At 25.9% G+C, this 19,624-nt stretch carries 17 protein-coding genes; 2 read left to right on the top strand and 15 right to left on the bottom strand.

The window, feature by feature from the left end:
* Positions 1 to 210 precede the first annotated feature (210 nt).
* Both ispE and BUMPG002_RS00855 read left to right on the top strand, forming a co-directional pair.
* Positions 211 to 1,098 (top strand): 4-(cytidine 5'-diphospho)-2-C-methyl-D-erythritol kinase, encoded by an 888-nt coding sequence (gene ispE, locus BUMPG002_RS00860; protein ID WP_044006128.1) that lies wholly within the window; start codon positions 211 to 213, stop codon positions 1,096 to 1,098.
* 92 nt (positions 1,099 to 1,190) lie between these two features.
* Positions 1,191 to 2,138, top strand: coding sequence for a ribose-phosphate pyrophosphokinase (locus BUMPG002_RS00855; protein WP_143269452.1), 948 nt, complete (start codon positions 1,191 to 1,193; stop codon positions 2,136 to 2,138).
* Between the two features lie 95 nt (positions 2,139 to 2,233).
* Here BUMPG002_RS00855 and BUMPG002_RS03185 read toward each other — a convergent pair whose 3' ends face one another.
* The 15 genes from BUMPG002_RS03185 to BUMPG002_RS00780 form a co-directional block, all read right to left on the bottom strand.
* Positions 2,234 to 2,683 carry a CvpA family protein gene (locus BUMPG002_RS03185; protein ID WP_025368814.1) on the bottom strand — a complete coding sequence of 150 codons (450 nt, stop codon included), beginning with the start codon at positions 2,681 to 2,683 and terminating at the stop codon, positions 2,234 to 2,236.
* On the bottom strand, positions 2,683 to 3,972 hold the full coding sequence (gene folC / locus BUMPG002_RS00845; protein ID WP_025368813.1) for a bifunctional tetrahydrofolate synthase/dihydrofolate synthase: 1,290 nt from the start codon (positions 3,970 to 3,972) through the stop codon (positions 2,683 to 2,685). Before folC ends, BUMPG002_RS03185 begins: the two co-directional genes overlap by 1 nt.
* Positions 3,973 to 4,083: 111 nt before the next feature.
* The gene (locus BUMPG002_RS00840; RefSeq protein ID WP_025368812.1) at positions 4,084 to 5,040 is read right to left on the bottom strand and encodes a TerC/Alx family metal homeostasis membrane protein; all 957 of its coding nucleotides are present in this window, start codon (positions 5,038 to 5,040) and stop codon (positions 4,084 to 4,086) included.
* Positions 5,041 to 5,072: 32 nt separating this feature from the next.
* Complete coding sequence (locus BUMPG002_RS00835; RefSeq protein WP_025368811.1) at positions 5,073 to 6,545, bottom strand: NADH-quinone oxidoreductase subunit N; 1,473 nt, start codon at positions 6,543 to 6,545, stop codon at positions 5,073 to 5,075.
* A gap of 6 nt (positions 6,546 to 6,551) precedes the next feature.
* Positions 6,552 to 8,069 (bottom strand): NADH-quinone oxidoreductase subunit M, encoded by a 1,518-nt coding sequence (gene nuoM, locus BUMPG002_RS00830; protein ID WP_025368810.1) that lies wholly within the window; start codon positions 8,067 to 8,069, stop codon positions 6,552 to 6,554.
* 77 nt (positions 8,070 to 8,146) lie between these two features.
* Positions 8,147 to 9,985: an NADH-quinone oxidoreductase subunit L gene (gene nuoL / locus BUMPG002_RS00825; RefSeq protein ID WP_025368809.1), complete on the bottom strand. Its 1,839-nt coding sequence runs from the start codon at positions 9,983 to 9,985 to the stop codon at positions 8,147 to 8,149.
* A complete protein-coding gene (gene nuoK, locus BUMPG002_RS00820) occupies positions 9,982 to 10,284 on the bottom strand; it encodes an NADH-quinone oxidoreductase subunit NuoK (RefSeq protein ID WP_025368808.1) in 303 nt (100 codons plus the stop codon). Before nuoK ends, nuoL begins: the two co-directional genes overlap by 4 nt.
* 34 nt (positions 10,285 to 10,318) lie before the next feature.
* Positions 10,319 to 10,822, bottom strand: a complete 504-nt coding sequence (nuoJ, locus tag BUMPG002_RS00815; protein WP_025368807.1) for an NADH-quinone oxidoreductase subunit J — start codon at positions 10,820 to 10,822, stop codon at positions 10,319 to 10,321.
* Between the two features lie 10 nt (positions 10,823 to 10,832).
* Positions 10,833 to 11,375 (bottom strand): NADH-quinone oxidoreductase subunit NuoI, encoded by a 543-nt coding sequence (gene nuoI / locus BUMPG002_RS00810; protein ID WP_025368806.1) that lies wholly within the window; start codon positions 11,373 to 11,375, stop codon positions 10,833 to 10,835.
* 24 nt (positions 11,376 to 11,399) lie between these two features.
* Positions 11,400 to 12,368 (bottom strand): NADH-quinone oxidoreductase subunit NuoH, encoded by a 969-nt coding sequence (gene nuoH, locus BUMPG002_RS00805; RefSeq protein ID WP_025368805.1) that lies wholly within the window; start codon positions 12,366 to 12,368, stop codon positions 11,400 to 11,402.
* Positions 12,365 to 15,100: an NADH-quinone oxidoreductase subunit NuoG gene (gene nuoG / locus BUMPG002_RS00800; RefSeq protein WP_025368804.1), complete on the bottom strand. Its 2,736-nt coding sequence runs from the start codon at positions 15,098 to 15,100 to the stop codon at positions 12,365 to 12,367. The genes nuoH and nuoG overlap by 4 nt, the downstream gene beginning before the upstream one ends.
* Positions 15,101 to 15,156: 56 nt before the next feature.
* Positions 15,157 to 16,491 carry an NADH-quinone oxidoreductase subunit NuoF gene (gene nuoF, locus BUMPG002_RS00795; protein ID WP_025368803.1) on the bottom strand — a complete coding sequence of 445 codons (1,335 nt, stop codon included), beginning with the start codon at positions 16,489 to 16,491 and terminating at the stop codon, positions 15,157 to 15,159.
* Entirely contained in the window at positions 16,488 to 16,967 is a 480-nt protein-coding gene (gene nuoE, locus BUMPG002_RS00790; protein ID WP_044006127.1) for an NADH-quinone oxidoreductase subunit NuoE, read from the bottom strand. The genes nuoF and nuoE overlap by 4 nt, the downstream gene beginning before the upstream one ends.
* Positions 16,968 to 16,998: 31 nt before the next feature.
* The gene (gene nuoC / locus BUMPG002_RS00785) at positions 16,999 to 18,789 is read right to left on the bottom strand and encodes an NADH-quinone oxidoreductase subunit C/D (protein WP_395765410.1); all 1,791 of its coding nucleotides are present in this window, start codon (positions 18,787 to 18,789) and stop codon (positions 16,999 to 17,001) included.
* A gap of 139 nt (positions 18,790 to 18,928) precedes the next feature.
* Positions 18,929 to 19,606: a NuoB/complex I 20 kDa subunit family protein gene (locus BUMPG002_RS00780; RefSeq protein ID WP_025368800.1), complete on the bottom strand. Its 678-nt coding sequence runs from the start codon at positions 19,604 to 19,606 to the stop codon at positions 18,929 to 18,931.
* Positions 19,607 to 19,624 lie beyond the last annotated feature (18 nt).

Raw genomic sequence — 19,624 nt, 5'->3', positions numbered from 1 at the left:
CCATCTACAACTAGTATCTTTTCAAAAATAATTTTTAATTAATAGAATTAAATTTAATAAGTAAATTATAGAATATATAAAAAAAATATTTTTTTAATTTTAAAAACTGTAATATTAATAATATTTATATTACAATAATTATATCATTTTTAATGTTTTCATTGTAATTTTAATCAAACTAATATCAAAAAATGCTTTGTGAATTAATAAATGAAATTTAAAATATTGCATACATGGCCATCTCCTGCAAAAATTAATCTATTTTTATATGTAACTGGCAAACGTTTTGACGGATATCATAACATACAAACTTTATTTCAATTTCTTAACTATGGAGATACATTAAAAATAATTCCAAATAAAACTGGTAATATTAGTTTGTTTACTGAAAAAAAAACTCTTTTAAACAAAAAAAATAGCATTCTGAATGCGGCACAGTTATTAAAAGAAAAAGCATTGCTATATCATAAAAGAGATACTACTAATTTTGGGGCAAAAATATTTTTAAAAAAAAATATACCTATTGGAAGTGGATTAGGAGGAGCTTCTTCTAATGCTGCGACAACTTTGATTGTATTAAATAAATTATGGAACACAAAATTTACATTACAAGAATTATCTACATTTAGTTTAAAAATAGGAACAGATGTACCCGGTTTCATTATAGGAAATACCGCTGTTATTCAAGGAATAGGAGATATATTATATCCAATTAAACGAATAAAAAAATGGTATTTAGTAGTATATCCTAGCATACAAATATTAACAAAAAATATGTTTTCTAGTCCTTTTTTAACTCATAGTACTCCAAAAAAATCTATTAAATTATTATTAAATTTACCTTTTAGTAATGATTTTGAAAATATCGTAAAAAAAAAATTTATTAAAATAAAAAAATTACTTTCAATGTTATCTTTATATGCACCCTCACGTATGACTGGTACAGGATCTTGTGTTTTTTCAGAATTTAATGATAAAGAATCTGCAAAAAAAATTCTTTCTTTAATACCAAAAAATATGAAATCGTTTATAGCGAAAAGTGTTAATATTTCACCATTACATAATATGCTTAATAAAAAAAAATATATATTTTCTTAATTTAAAATATATTTTTATATAAATTTTTTATCGATATTATAATAAAAAATACTATTGATTGAAAAGATAAAATAAAAAAAATAAGGTTTTTTATGCCTGACATGAAACTTTTTGCCGGAAATTCTATTCCAAAACTAGCTAAATTAATTGCGAATAGATTATATATTAGTCTAGGAAATGCTACTGTAGGACGATTTAGTGATGGTGAAATTAGTGTCCAAATAAATGAAAATGTTAGAGGTGGTGATGTTTTTATTATTCAATCAACTTGCTCACCTACTAATGATAACATAATGGAATTAGTTGTCATGGTAGACGCTTTAAGACGAGCTTCTGCTGGTAGAATCACTGCAGTAATACCTTATTTTGGATACGCTCGTCAAGATCGTCGTGTAAGATCAGCTAGAGTTCCTATAACAGCAAAAGTAGTGGCAGATTTTTTATCTAGTATCGGAGTAGATCGAGTACTTACAGTAGATCTCCATGCAGAACAAATACAAGGTTTTTTTGATGTTCCTGTCGATAATGTTTTTGGAAGTTTAATTCTTTTAGAAGATATGTTACAACGAGAACTAAAAAATCCAATTGTTGTTTCTCCTGATATTGGCGGGGTAGTAAGAGCTAGAGCTATCGCTAAACTACTTTATGATACAGATATGGCAATTATTGATAAAAGAAGACCTCGTGCCAATGTATCTCAGATTATGCATATTATTGGTGATGTAGCAAATCGTGATTGTATTTTAGTAGATGATATGATAGATACAGGGGGTACTCTTTGCAAAGCTGCAGAAGCTTTAAAAGAAAGAGGAGCAAAAAGAGTTTTCGCATATGCGACACATCCTATTTTTTCTGGAAATGCTTCTATAAATTTAAAAAATTCTATGATTGATGAAGTTGTTGTATGTGATACAATCCCATTATCAGAAAATATTGAATCATTACCAAATGTACGAACACTAACCTTATCAGGTATGTTAGCAGAAGCAATTAGAAGAATTAGTAATGAAGAATCTATTTCAGCTATGTTTGAACATTAAAATATTTTCTATAATAATTTAATTTATATAATTCTAAGCACACTATCATTTTAGATATACTAACACTAAAAATGTGCTTAGTTTTTTTGAAAAAATCAAAAATAAATAAAAAAATAATTTGTAATTTTAAAAAAAACAGACATTACAATAGAACTTTTTATATAATTATTATAGCCGATATTGCTAAAGTATTTAAAAATAAAAAGCAGTAAAAATATGATTATCATACTACGAAATATTCCAAAAAAACCGCCTAAAACAATATTAAAAAAAGAAAAATTCATTTTTTTTATAATTTTTTTTGAAATATAATTTAATATTTTTTTATAAAAAAAAAATATAACTAATATTGAAATTTTATTTTTTAAAAAAATATTTTGCAAAGCGTCTATATAAAAAGAATTAAAATAATAATATTTATTAAAAAAATAAAAATTAAAAAACCAAAAAAAAGAAGATATTATTTCTTTAAAAAAACCACGGAATAAACCAAAGAATACTGAAACAAAGATAATAAAAATAATAACATAATCTATTAAAAACATTATTTTTCCGAAATTGCATTTTTAAATATATTTATATTGTCTTCTAATTTTTTTGCTTTAATAAATTCTGATACAGTAAAAAATGAACCAAAAACTAAAATAGCATCTTGTTTTTTTACTAACAAAAGTACTTTTTTATAAGTTTCATGTATACTGCTTAATATTTTTGTATTATGAGACGGTAAAGATTTTTTTAATTGTTTTATAGTAGCAGTACGTGACGTTTTTAAAGGTGCAGCATACCAATAGTGAATTTTTCTTTTAAATGGATTAACAATTCCATTGATATCTTTATCCTCTAACATACCTACTATTGCATATATTTTACCTTTTATATTCATACTATCTATTTTATTAAATAAATATAAAGCTGAATGTAGATTATGAGCTACATCAATAATAATATGAGGACAAACAGAAATAATTTGAAATCTTCCTGGTAATCGCACAAAGGGAATTGTTGTTCTTATAACTTTTTCACTTATTTTAAAATCTGAATAATATAACGCAGCTAATGCAAGAGCTGTATTAGAAATTGGTATCTGAGTATTAGGTAAACCATATAATTTAATATCTTCATGAATAAAATTCCAATAATGATCATATTTTTCCAAAAACCAATCTCTATTATTTTTTTTTAATATAGTTTTTTTTACTTGAGCTTCTTGATCTATAGTACTTGGAATATTTATTTCTCCAATAACAGATATTTTATTTTTTCTAAAAATACCAGATTTTTCACGAGCGATACTTGAACGAGTATGTCCTAATAAAACACTATGGTCTATTTCTATATTAGTAATTATAGATAAATTAGAATCTATAATATTAGTAGCATCTAGACGACCACCTAAACCAACTTCTAATATTATAACATCTAATGAATATCTTTTAAATAAAAGTAACGCTGAAAGTGTAATAAATTCAAAATAACTTAATAAAGTTGAATTCCTTGCTATTTCTATCTCCTGAAAAGAATTAATATGTTCTTCTGAAGTAAGAACACTACCGTTAATACGAACACGTTCTAAATAACTAATAAGATGAGGAGAAGTATATAATCCTACTTGATAACCTGAATTTAAAAGTAACTTTTCCAACATTGCACATGTTGTACCTTTACCATTAGTACCTGCAACAGTAAAGATAAATGCTCTAAAAGTTAATAAATCTAATTTTTTTGCAATAGATTTTAATTCGTTAAGATCTAATATTATTTTTTTATCTAATTTTTCTAAATATTTTAACCATATAGATAAAGAATTATTTTTATTAAGTATATTATTCATGTTATTATTTTATAGAAAATAATATTAATTTTTTTATATATAAAAAATTTTATTCTATATACATATTAAATAAAACTGAAAATAGAAATATTTTATTAAAAGATGTATAATTTAATATTTTTTAAAATATAAAATTCTATTAATTAAAAATGTAATAATTAATATTATTGATATTGTTAATAATGTAATAAATGTTGATATAACAAAAAATTTTGAAAATAATATTTTAAATCCAATAAACATTAATACAAATGACAATCCATATTCGATTTCGGGATTCTTATCTATTATTATCGATATAAAAAAATACATTGATCTTAAACCGAGTACTGAAAAAATGTTTGAAGTCAGTATAATAAAAAAATTATTAGTAATAGAAAAAATGGCAGGAATACTATCTATTGCAAACACAATATCACTTAGTTCTATTACAATTAAAGATAAGAATAAAGGGGTTATAAAAAGCTTATTTTTTTTGATAATAAAAAAAAATTTTTTACTATTAATTTCTTTTGAAACTCTAAAAATTTTATAGAAAAAAAACATTCGATTTTTTTTTTCTTTTGAAGAATCTTCATTTTTGAAAAAAATAACCTTTGCACTAGCAAATACAAAAAATATACCAAATAAGTACAAAAACCAATTATATTTTGAAAATAAAATTTCTCCATAAAAAATTAAAATAGAACGCAATATTAACGCACCCCATACACCATACAATAAAATTTTTCTTTGAAAAATTTTTGGTATCTTTAAAGATTTAAAAATAAGAAACCATCCAAAAACATTATCAATTGAAAGTAATATTTCTAATAAATATCCTGTAAAAAACAATGCAATATTTTCATTGGCAATCGTACTACCTTTATTTTGATAAGTTAAAAACCAAAATATGACAGAAAAAAATAAAGATAAAAAAAACCAATGAAAATAATAAAAATAAGAATGTTTTAAATTTTTTCTCTCTATTTTTTTGTGATTATAGATATAATGATCTATTATGAATATAATTAAAATAAAGAAAAAAAAAATGCTCCAAAGTAATGTCATAGAAGAAATATAAATCACTAATATTGATCCTATTGTATGAAAAAATATTTTTAATATTTAAATAATTCAGGTACTTTTACTAAACTAATCAAAGGATTCGGATATAAACCTAAAAATAATAGAATTATTGCTGAAAATAATATTAATATTCCAGAAGGAGTGTAAACCCAATAATTTGATATTTTAAAATTGTGTTGTAATGGTAATGATGGAGTTAAATACAAATTAATAATAATTCTTAAATAGCAGTAAAAACCTAATAAAGTTGCTATTAAAAATCCAAAACATAAGATCCATAAATGTTCTTGTATAATAATAGATAATATATAAAACTTACTGATAAATCCCAAAGTCATTGGGATTCCTGCCAAAGAGAGTAAAACAAGAGTTAATATACTCGATAAAATAGGCTGTGACCAAAATAATCCTTGATATGAAGATATTAAATTTCCATTATTATTTTCACAAGCATTAGCAATTAAATTCATGATACCAAAGAATGCTATATTACTAAATAAATAACTAAATAAATATATACTATTAGCTTCTAAAGAAAATATGTAGTTATTCTCTGATGTAAGTAATACTACAAAAAGATATCCTATTTGTGATATAGATGTATATCCTAAAAATCTTTTTAAATTTTCTTGAAAAAGAGCCATTAAATTACCTAATATCATAGAAAAAAAAGTAACTAATGATATTATAAAATATAGTGTTCTATTATTTGAAATAATGATATCTGATGATATGTTTAACAATAAACAAAAAATAGAGATTTTCCCAACTGTAGAAAAAAACGATAATACTAATGCTGAAGTTCCTTGATAGATATCAGGAGTCCATAAATGAAATGGTACTACAGATAATTTAAAAAATAAGGACAAAAATATCATGCTTATACCAAATAATACTATTAATTTTTCATTTAAAGATACTACATTAAAAATTCTATTTACAGATATAAAACTTAAACTACCAGAAATAGAATACACCCATGCGATACCCATTAGTAAAAAACTCGATGCAACACCAGACAAAATAAGATATTTAAATAAAGCTTCTAAAGACTTTTTCTTATAACTAAAATAACCAATCAAACCAAATACAGGTAAAGACATTAGTTCAATATTAATAAAAAATGATGCTATATGATTAGAGATAACTAATAATACAGCTCCCAAAGTAGACATTAATATTAATAGGTAAAATTCTTCTTTATTAAATTCATATTTCAGTAAACATGGATATGCAAAAATACAGGTACTAATACTAGCAATAAGAATCATGCCAATATAAAAAATAGAATAACCATCCACATGTAATAAACCAGTGATATCTATTGGAATTACTGTAGTTAAAAAATACAATGAAAATAATGCAGAAATAAAACCTAATATACTCAATCCTGAAACAAAAAAATGATTTCTATTATAAGAAATAGATAATATTACTGTTACTAAAGTAACTAGTATAATTAGAAAAGGCAACAGTGCTATGAATTGTTGTAAATTTTTTATCATTACCTATCACAACCTTATCTTTAAAATAGAATGATTAAATTCTTTCTGAATATTATGTATAGAATTGTACGAAGTATCTATAATTTTTTGCGGATTTATACCTAAAAAAATTAACATAAAAATTAATACTATTACGATCCATAACTCCTGTTTTTTTAAAAAAAACATTGGAAAATTTTTTTTAGACGAACCATAAAAAATTTTTTGTATCATATTTAACGAGTAAATAGAAGAAAAAACAATACCTGTTGTAGCTAATATACATATAAATGGAAAAAACTGAAATATACCAGATAAAATTAAAAATTCACCAATAAAATTACCTGTTCCAGGTATTCCTAAATTGGCAAGAGAAAAAAACAAAGTAAAACCTGGAATCCAATAAATATACGACCATAATCCTCCCATTTGAGACATATCTTGAGTTTTCAAGCGCTTATATAATTGACCCGATAATACACATAAAGCAGCCGTAGATAAACTATTAGATAACATTTGAATCAATACACCTTGAAGTGCTATTTCACTATTGCTATAAATACCAATTAAAATTAATCCCATATGAGAAATTGAAGAATAAGCAATTAAACGTTTAATATTTTTTTGAGAAAATGCAACAAAAGCTCCATAAAACATACTTATTAATCCTAAAAACATTGCAATTGGAACAAAATCTTCTGTTGAATGGGGGAATAAAATTAAATTATATCTTAAAAGTGCATAAGGAGCGGTTTTTAATAAAACTCCTATAATCTCTACTGCACCACAAGATGCAGATTGAACATGTACATCTGGCAACCAACCATGAAATGGTACAATGGGCATTTTTATAGCAAAAGATAAAAAAAACCCTAACATTACAGTATATTCTATATATTTATTTACTGATGAAGTAATCAATAAATTATAATCAAAAGTCAGTATATTAGTAACTTGATAATGATTAAAAACTAATAATAAAATCGATGACAGTAAAATTAAACCAGAAATTTGTCCATATATAAAAAACTTATTAGCAGCTAAATAACTATTTTCTTTTTCATTTTGGTTACTCCATAATGCAATTAAAAAATACATAGGAATCAACATTATTTCCCAAAAAAATAAAAATAAAAAAAGATCACAAGAAATAAAAGCACCAATAATTCCACTAAAAACTAACATAAAATTAAAATAAAAAAACCCTTCTTTTATTTTAATTTCATTCCATGAACATGCTAATGCTATAGTAGATAACAAAGATGCAAAAATAATCATAACAATAGACAAGCCATCGATAGCAATGTTAAATGAAATACCAAATCTTGATATCCAAGGTATAATTAATTGATCATCCCAATTAGGATAATGTTCATGTTGAAAAATATAATAATTTTTTTTCAGCAATAATTTAATACTAACTAATAAAGTTAATATTATTCCTAATAATGCACTCCACTTAGGAATATTTTTATTAAATTTATAAGAAAAAAAAGAAATAAAACTACTAAAAAATGGAATTATAATTAATAAAGAAAGTAACATTACACGTATATTCCTATTATTCACTATGACTATTTAATCAATGTTATTTTTTATGAAACAATTAATTTTAAAATAAACTAATAAAATAAAATTAATATGAAAATTAAATTAATTCCTAATATTATTGAAGCTATATACCATCTAATATAACCATTACTAGTTTTTAACAAATAAAAATTAAACATTTTAGTTATCTTTATAAAAAGATACATTATTTTATTAAATGGATCAAAAGATAACATATGAGATATATATAAATAAAATTTTACAAAATATATATTATAAAAATAATCAAAACCCCAGCCTTTTAAAAAAAAATAATAGAGAGATTTTGCAAAATTAAAATGAAAAAGTTTGTTAATATAAGATCTATTATAAATCCAAATATAATAAGAAATATATATTCCAGAAATAGATAATATGCTGCATATAATTTCAAATAAAAATTTTTTCTCTATTAATAAATTAGATACAGGAAATACATGTGATAATGGTGGAATAATGTATGAACCAAAAAATGTAGAAAAAAACAAGAGAATTAATAATGGTAGACTATGTTCTAAACCTTGAGAATGAGTTTCTGTTTGAATTTGTCCTTTTCCATGGAAAACAACAAAAATCATTCTAAATGTATAAATAGATGTTAAAAAAGAACAAAATAAAGCAATTAGAAATAAATTAATATGACCACTTTGTAACACACTGAACAAAATATTTCCTTTACTATAAAAACCAGCTGTCACTAAAGGAAAAGAAATTAAAGATGCACCTCCAACTATAAAATTAATATATAAAAACGGTAGTTTTTTGCGCAAACCACCCATTTTAAATATATTTTTTTGATTTTTACATGATATAATTAATGAACCAGCAGATAAAAATAACAATGCCTTAAAAATTGCATGTATAATTAAATGCATAATTGCTGCACTCCACGCCTGAACTCCTAATGCTAAAAACATATATCCTATCTGACTCATAGTAGAATAAGCTAAAATACGTTTTATGTCAGTCTGGACTAAAGCAGAAATACTAGAAATTAATATTGTTAACGTACCAATAAAACTTATCAGATATAATATATCTGGGGTTAATAAAAATAAAAAATGCGTTCTTGCTATTAAATAAATACCAGCTGTAACCATAGTAGCAGCATGTATTAAAGCTGAAACAGGAGTAGGACCAACCATGGCGTCAGATAACCAAGTTTGTAACGGCAACTGTGCTGATTTTGCTAACACACCTATCAATAAACAAAATGTAATAAAATTTAAATGATAATAATTTTCTATATTTAAAAAAGTTGATAGAAATTTAATTTCTTGAAAATTTAAAGTACTATATTCTTTATACAACAAAAATATTCCAATCATTAAAAAAATATCAGAAACTCTAGTTAAAATAAAAGCTTTCATAGCACAATAGTTATTATTAGATTCGGTATAATAAAAACCTATAAGTAAATAAGAACATACGCTAACTGCTTCCCATCCCAAAAACATAAATAAAAAATTATCTGCTAATACTAAAATAGACATACTTGCTATAAATAAATTAGTATATGCAAAAAATCGAGCAGAACCTTCTTTTTTTTTCATATACCAAGAAGAAAAAATATGTATTAGTAATCCTACACCTGTAATTACAGATAACATACTTAAAGATAAGCCATCTAAAAGAAAAGAAAAATCAATTTTAAAACCTTGAACGCATATCCATGACCATAATTTTTGAATATAAACTTGATCAGTATTGTTTCTAAAACTTATAATATAAAAAAAAGTGATTAAAAATGATATAAATATTGATAAAATACCTATATTTGAAGATTTTCTTGTAGAGATTAAACCTTGTGTAGAGGATAAAAACAAAAATCCGATGAGTGGGAACAAAACTATAAAAAAAATAATATTCATCCATGCATCTCACTTAAAATATCAATGTTTAATGTTTTCCAACGTCGATAAAGTTGTAGTACTAATGCTAAAGCAATACTTGCTTCTGATGCAGCTAAAGTAATAGCAAATATATACATTATTTGACCATCTACTTGTTGCCAGTAACTACCAACTACTACTAATGCTAAACCGACAGCATTCATCATTATCTCCAAACTAATCAATATAAATAATATATTGCGTCTTATCACTAAAGACGTTAAACCTAGAACAAATAATATTAATGATAAAAATAAACCATGAAATAAAGAAAGCATCAATCATCATCCTTATAAATATTAATTGTTATGATTAATTATGTTTTGATTTTTTTTCTGTGCCAATATGAAAAACAACAACTAAAGCAGATAGTAAAAGAATTGAAGATAATTCCACTAATAACACATAAGGACCAAATAAACTAATCCCTACTATTTTTGAATCAATTAATAATGTTTCTATTTTTTTATTTTTCAAACAAAATATTGCATAAGTCATTGATAAAAATAATACTAAAGATAAAGAAATAGTTCCAATCCAAGAATAAGATCGTAAATGTTTTATTTCTTTTATCTCCTTTTTATCACTTATATTGAGCATCATAATAACAAAAACAAATAATACTATTATAGCACCTGCGTAAATAATAACTTGTAAAGCACCCGCAAAAAAAGCACCTAATGAAAAAAAAACACCTGATATTGATAAAAGAGAAATGATTAAATATAAAAGAGAGTATATTGCGTTTTTTTGTATAATTGCGCAAAAAGTAGAAATAATTGAAACCAATGAACAGATATAAAAAACATACTCCATAAAAATCTCCTTATGGTAATAAATCCTTCACATTTACAGGTTTAGATTCGATATCTAATTCGCCTATCTTCTTACCTTCTATAGCTATACCAGTAAAATTATAAAAATTATAATCTGGATATTTTCCTGGACCTGAAATTAATAAATCTTCTTTTTCATATACTAAATCTTTTCTTTTAAAATCAGATAATTCAAAATCAGGAGTTAATTGAATAGCAGCAGTAGGACATGCTTCCTCGCATAAACCACAAAAAATACAACGAGAAAAATTAATTCTAAAAAACTCTGGATACCAACGTCCACCAACTTTTTCGGATTTTTGTAGAGAAATACAGTCTACAGGACAAACTGCTGCACATAAATTACAGGCTACACAACGTTCGTTTCCATCTAAATTGCGTGTTAATATAATTCGTCCTCTATAACGAGGTGATAAATTTACTCTTTCTTCTGGATACGATTGGGTTTCCGATTTTGAAAAAATATTTGCACCAATCATCAAAATACTTCTTATTTGAGTCAAAAATCCGACAATAATATTTTTTAAAATCATAAATAAAAAAATCTCTTATAAAATTTATAATAATATAAAAAAAGCTGTTACAAGCAGATTGAACAAGGTTAAAGGCAAACATACTTTCCATCCCATTGATAAGATTTGATCATATCTAGGTCGTGGTAAAGAAGCTCTAATTAAAATAAAAATAAAAATAAAAAAAATTGTTTTTAAAAATAACCAAAGAAAACTTGAAGTCCAAGGTCCTAACCAACCACCAAAAAAAATTGTCACTATTAATAATGAAATGGTAATAATAGAAATATATTCTCCAATAAAAAATAAACCAAATTTCATACCAGAATATTCAATATGATAACCATCAGCTAATTCTTGTTCAGATTCAGGTTGATCAAAAGGATGTCTGTGACAGACTGCCAAACCTGCTATAAAAAAAGTTAAAAAACCAAAAAATTGTGGAATAATATTCCAAATTTCTTTTTGACTATTTACAATATCAATTATTTTAAAAGATCCTGATTGTGCAACCACACCCATTAAAGATAAACCTAAAAAAACCTCGTAACTTAAAGTTTGAACACAAGCACGCATTGCTCCTAATAATGAATACTTATTATTACTAGACCAACCTGCAAACAATACAGCATAAACAGATAAACTAGCCATCATTAAAAAAAATAAAATACCTATGTTGAGATCAATAATAAAAAAATTAGACGTAAAAGGAATAATTGGTATAACACATAATAAAGAAACAAAAGCAATAACTGGTGATAAAATAAAAATAAATTTCCTACTAAATGGAGGAATCCAGTCTTCTTTAAATAAAATTTTTATCATATCAGCACATAATTGTAAACTTCCAAACCAACCAACTCGGTTCGGTCCATGTCTATTTTGAAAAAATCCTAATAATCTACGTTCTACAACACTCAAAATCGCAGCAAAAAATACTGTTAAAAACAAAAGAAAAAAAACTTTAAAAAAACAAAAAAAGATTTTATATATACTTTTTTCTAAAAAAATCATTTAATAAATTCCTGTAAATATTTAATTTTTTCACCAACAAGTGAAATAGGAAATCCTTTTCTTCCTATAGGTAAACCTATCTGTTTTTGATTTAAAAATTTAGATACTCGTATACCCAAACGATAATCTTTATTTAAGCAATGAAATTCAACTATAGAATCTTTTTTTAAACCTAATTGAATTCCATCTGATAAACTAATTAAAGCGTATTCTAAAGGAGTATTTTCTTGTATAACAGATGAATACTGAGTTAATTCTTCATGACCAAAAATATGATAATAAGGAATTATATACCAGCATTTTTCTTTTATAAAATTTTTTGGAATAATATGATAATAAACATCTGTTGTTTTGATATTATTTTTAAAAATATGAACTCCAGAATCGCCCGATATCAAATTTTTTCCTATTTTTTTTTGAAACTTATTCCATGCTTGAGGTGAATTCCATCCAGGATACCAAGCAAATGGAATATGAGAGAGAGATTGATGAGGTTGATTAAATCCTTCCATAGAAAATGAAAACATAGTATTTAAATCTTTGGGCTGAGAAGGCTCATGAATATCTATATTAGCACGTAAAGCTGTTCTACCACTAGATCGTATAGGAGATCGAGCAATTTTTTGACCATGAATACGAAAACTAGAATCTAGTTCTTTTCTTTTTATTTCTTGAAAAAAAGAATATTTTTTAGTATATGCATTAATTACATCATCTAAATTAAACCAAGACATTTCTACATTTTCATTTTTTGCTTTAATAAAATGCAACCATTTCCAGCCATCAAAAATACAGGTATTTTTATCATAAAAACTTGGATCATATACTTGAAAAAAACGCTGTGCTCGTCCTTCAAAGTTTATTATCGTACCAGAACTTTCTGTAAAATTGGCTGTAGGAAAATTTAATCCAGATTTTTTATAAGTCTGAGTATACTGATGATCTAAAGTCATTATTTTTTCTTTATTTTTAAACAAAAGATTACAATCATATTCAGATATGAAACGATATAAATCGTATTCCATAAAAATCATAGCATCTGCTTTTTTTTGTTTGAATGCTTCTAATGCAGACTCTATAGACATACCTCCAATTAATTCTGCACCTAAAGTATTTGAAGAAGGTGTTAATAAAGTCAAGGCAATATGATGATTTATTAGATTCATCTTAATAGCTTTAGCTATATTTATAGACGCTGATATTATTTCAGTGCTAAAAGAATGTGAACCTGAAATAATTAACGTTTTTTTAGATGAAATTAAACGATTAGCAATCAATGATACCTTGTTTTTTAAAGAAACATCTAAGTTCGTAACTTGAGGTAAATTGTGATCTAGTTCATGAGCAATAGCAGATGCTAAATTCACTTGATCATTGATACACCCAAAATAACACCATTCAGCAATATTATCCAATTGAGTTTCATGTGTATTCATAATATACAAAGAATTCTTATAATTTTCAGAAATATTTCTGATTGGAGAAACATTCCAATTTGGTATCCCATGTAAATTTGTAATATCTTGAGCTTTCTTTTTGACTGCTTGACGAACAGCTAAAGATACACGAGGAGACGTTTGCGTTAAGTCTTCTCCTAATATTAAAATTACATCATAATCTTCAATCTCTTTTAAAGAAGGAACATATATATCATTATTTTTTAAAACGTTTAAAATTAAATTAGTACAATTTTTTTCTTTTTCGAGCATTCCATTAGAAAAATTTTCTTTTCCAACTAGTTCTTGTAAAGCAAAATTATTCTCTATGCTTGATCTAGTAGAACCAATGCCAATTACACGTTTATATCGTTTAAAAAAATCTACTCCAAGTTCAACTCCTTTTTTAAAATTTAATGTCGTTACATTATTCTCATTATTGGTACAAATTGGCTGTTTCGGACGAGTTTTTAAATTATTTTGTGAGTACCCGAAACGACCAAGATCACAAATTAAATAATGGTTTATATTTTCATGATATCTATTTTCTATCCGACGTATTTCACCATAGCGTTCTCCAATACTAATATTACAACCCACACTGCAACTATTACATATGCCAGGAGCATATTGCATATCCCATTTACGATTATATCTTTTAGAATGAGTTTTATCTGTAAATACACCAGTAGGGCATATTTCTATTAAATTACCCGAATGTTCACTTTCTAAAATACCATCTTCTATACGACCAAAATAAATATTATTATTAGCTCCATAAACTCCAAAATCATTACCGTCTGCATAGTCATTATAGTATCTAACACAACGATAACATGAAATACAACGGTTCATTTCATGTTTAATAAAAGATCCTAAATATTGATTTTTGTGTGTTCGTTTTTTAAATCTATAACGACGTGTATTATGTTTAATCATGACAGTCATATCTTGTAAGTGACAATGACCTCCTTCTTCACATACTGGACAATCATGAGGATGATTAGTTAATAATAATTCTACCATTGCGCTACGAAAAATTTCTGATTCAGTATTATTAACAGAAATTATAGCTCCATCGATCACAGGAGTCATACAAGACATAATTAATCGACCTTGATGATCTTCAAAATTATTATACTGAGTTACTGCACATTGACGACATGCGCCTATACTACCTAATAGAGGATGCCAGCAAAAATAAGGAATATTAATACCTACTGATAAACAGGCTTGTAGTAAGTTATCTGCTTTATCAACATCATACATTTTTTTATCTACATAAATGATAGCCATAATAGATTGATTCCGAAAACTTTTATTTAGATAAATGTACATTAAAATTGAAATCTTTAACTAATATGATTAGGTTGAATTCCAATAATTTTTTTGTTTAAATTTATTTGTTTTGTATAAATACCAGCTTCAAACTCATAACGGAAATATTTTATTGCACTTTGCAACGGTTCTATTGCTCCTGGCGCATGAGCACAAAATGTTTTTCCTGGACTTAAATGAATACATAATTGTTCTAAAGTTTTTATATCATCTTTTTGTCCTTTATTTTCTTTTAAACTTTTTAATATTTTTACAATCCATGGTAACCCATCTCTACATGGAGTACATAAACCACATGATTCACGAGCAAAAAACTTTTCTAAATTATATACAAGAGATACCATATTAATTTTATTATCAACTGCCATAGCAAGTGCAGTGCCTAAACGACTACCAGCCTCTTTAATATGAGAAAAGTCCATTGGTGTATCTAAATGAATATCAGTAAGAAAATCCGTACCAGCACCGCCAGGTTGCCAAGCTTTTAAAGATAATCCCGATTGCATTCCACAGGCATAATCTTCTAATATTTCACGAGCAGTAATTCCAAAAGGTAACTCCCAAACACCTGGATTATTTACTTTCCCTGAAAATCCCATCAATTTAGTACCAGCATCAAAACTTTTAGATAAGCTTTTATACCACTGAACACCATGTAAAATAATTGATGGAACATTAGATAATGTTTCAACATTATTGACACATGTTGGTTTTCCCCATAAACCAAACACTGCTGGAAATGGCGGTTTAGATCTAGGATTAGCTCGACGACCTTCTAAAGAATTAAGTAAAGCTGTTTCTTCTCCGCAAATATATCGACCAGCACCAGTATGTAAAATTAATTCAAAATTAAAACCACTTTCTAAAATGTTATTACCAATATAACCAAAATCTATTGCTTCTTGAATAGATTTTATTAAAATATATTCCGCTTGAACATATTCTCCTCTTAAAAAAATATAACCACGAGAAACATTTAAAGAATAAGCTGCTACTATTATACCTTCAATTAATTGATGGGGTATTTGTTCTAGTAACAACCTATCTTTATATGTTCCTGGTTCCATTTCATCTGCATTACATATTAGATATCGATTTTCTTCATAATTTTTTTTTTGAGGCATCAGACTCCATTTTAACCCAGTAGAAAATCCTGCACCTCCTCTTCCTTTTAATCCTGATTCTGTTATTATTTTAATAACGTCTTGTGGAAGTGTTTCTTTCAATACTTTTTTTAAAGCTGAATAACCGTTTTTCTGACAATATTCTTTAATATATACTGTTTTTTGATCTTCTCTCAAACGCCAAGTTAAGGGATGCGTTTCTTCAAGACGTACAATAGTCTTCATTTATATGATTCCAGCAAATTTTTTATTGATTCTTTAGTTACAAAAGAATATGTATCTTCATTAATCATAATAGTTGGGCTTTTATCACAATTTCCTAAACAACAAACTGGTAATAAAGTAAACTTATTATCTTTTGTAGTTTCTCCCTTTTTTATGTTTAAACAATTTTCTAAAGTCATTTTTATGTTTTGATAACCTGTTATAAAACAAACTACACTATCACAATATCGAATAATGTTACGACCGACAGGTTGTCGAAAAATTTGACTATAAAAAGTAGCTACTCCTTCAACTTCACTAGGATTGATTTTAAGTATTTTAGCAATAGCATAAATAGCTTGATCAGAAACCCATCCTCGTTTTTTTTGAACAATCTTTAATGCCTCTATAGAAATAGCTCGATAATTTTCATAATATTTTTTTTGATTCTCGATTTCACTAATTTCTTCATTAGTTAATATGAATTTTATAGAAATTTCTCGAAATACACTTTTTTTTTATACATAATTATCTATCCACGTCAGACATGACAAAATCTATACTACCTAAGTATACAATTAAATCTGATATCAAACTTCCACGAATTACTGCAGGTATTTGTTGTAAATGTGGAAAACTAGGCGTTCTTATTCTAGTACGATAACTCATCGTACCACCATCACTAATTAAGTAATAACTATTAATTCCTTTTGTTGCTTCAATCATTTGAAAACTTTCATTTTGTGGAATGACAGGCCCCCAAGATACTTGTAGAAAATGAGAAATCATAGTATCTATATTCTGTAAAGCTGATTCTTTATCAGGTGGTGTACTTAAAGGATGCTCAGATTTAAAAGGACCTTCTGGCATATTATGTAAACATTGCTTTAAAATGCGAAGACTTTGATAAATTTCTTCTACTTTTATCATGACTCTTGAATAGCAATCGCTGATTCCTCCTCCTACTGGTACATCAAAAGTATAATTTTCATATCCAGAATACGGTCGCCATTTTCTCACATCAAAATCTATTCCTGTAGCACGCAATCCTGCTCCTGTTACACCCCATTTTAATGCCTCTTCTTTATTGTATTTTGCAATTCCTTTTGATCTATTAATTAAAATACTATTTTCTAAAGCGGTTTTTACATAATATTTTAATCTTTTTGGCATCCAAATTAAAAATTCTTTTAATAAAGTATGCCAACCTTTTGGTAAATCATTAGCTACTCCACCAATACGAAACCATGCAGGATGCATACGTGCACCTGTAATTGCTTCAATTAAATCATATATTTTTTGACGATCAGTAAATGCTAAAAAAACAGGTGTCATACAACCGACATCTTGAATAAAAGTAGAAATATACAATAAATGACTATTAATACGAAATAATTCTGACATCATAACACGAATTACTTCTGCTTTTTTTGGCACTGAAATATTAGCTAATTTTTCTACAGATAAAACATAAGGCATTTCATTAACGCAGCCACCAAGATATTCAATACGATCAGTATATGGGATATAACTATGCCATGACTGACGTTCTGCCATTTTTTCCGCTCCACGATGATGATATCCAATATCTGGAACACAATCTATAATATTTTCACCATCTAGTTGTAAAACGATTCTAAAAGCACCATGAGCAGAAGGATGATTAGGTCCTAAATTCAAAAACATAAATTCTACATCATCTTTTTTACGTTTCATACCCCATAACTCAGGTTTAAATTTCAAACCTTCCATTTCAGCATCTTCTTTTATTTCATTTAAATAGAAAGCTTCATGATCAGTCGCTCTTGCAGAATAATTTTTTCGCAACGGATGTCCTTTCCATGTACTTGGCATAATAATACGAGTTAAATTAGGATGTTTATCAAAAACAATACCGAACATATCCCAAGTTTCACGTTCATACCAATTAGCATTAGAAAACAGACCTGTAAATGTAGGCAAACTTAAATCATGTTCGAATAATGGTACTTTTAGCATAATATCGGAATTACTTTCAATAGATATTAAATGGTAAAATACTGAAAAATCAGCTTTAGGTAAATTTTTACGATGTAATCGGAAACGCTCATCTACACCATGTAGGTCATAAAGCATAATATAAGGTGGAGATAAATTATATAAATATTCTCCTACTTTTATTAAAATTATTCTATTTATCCATAATATAGGAAAACCAGTTAAAGTTTTTTGATAAAAAGCAAAATCTTTACCAAAAAAGTTAAATAAATTTTCGATTACTAAATTTTTTGAGTTTTCTTTACAATTACCTTTTAAAAAAAAATTATTTTCTTTTTTCATTAAATTTGTCATAAATCTCTCGTTCTACATAAATTTAGAAAAATATAATATTTTAAAATATAGTATTATTAATACTATCATTATCTAAATAAAACATCAGCAGTATTAAAGAGATTTATACTTCTTAAACTCAATTATATCATTTAATTTTTTCTGAAGTTGGAAGGTTAATAACATTAATTCTTTTATTTCTTTTTTTAATTCTTTCAGATGACATTTTTTTATGATATACGCCCTGTTCTCCAATTATCCAAGATAATGGTCTTCTCTCTTCTTTTATTAGTTTTTGTAATAACATTAAGGCTTGTATATATGATTCTGGACGAGGTGGACAGCCAGGAATATAAATATCTACTGGTAGAAATTTATCTACCCCTTGTACTACAGAATAAATATCGTACATACCTCCAGAATTAGCACAAGCACCCATAGAAATGACCCATTTAGGCTCTAGCATTTGATCATATAATCGTTGAATAACAGGAGCCATTTTTATAAATGGTGTACCAGCAATAACCATAACATCTGCTTGTCTAGGAGAAGCACGTAATACTTCTGAACCAAAACGTGCAACATCATGTACAGAAGTAAAAGCAGATACCATTTCAACATAACAACAAGACAGACCGAAATTATAAGGCCAAAGAGAATTTCTTCTTCCCCAATTAACTAATTTATGCATTAACTGAGTAATTTTACCCATAAAAATATTTTTTTTTAAGTAATCTTCTATGGGATCTCTAACAGATTCAGTAATTTGTTTTGGATACTTTTGATTATTTTTTTTAGTATCCACTCTTGTTAAAGTATAATCCATTTTATACCTCATAAATTT

It is taken from the genome of Buchnera aphidicola str. G002 (Myzus persicae), from assembly GCF_000521565.1.
In the GTDB taxonomy this organism is placed as follows: domain Bacteria; phylum Pseudomonadota; class Gammaproteobacteria; order Enterobacterales; family Enterobacteriaceae; genus Buchnera; species Buchnera aphidicola_C.
The sequence above is the reverse complement of the archived record's forward strand: the minus strand, read 5'-3'. Positions and strand labels throughout refer to the sequence as shown.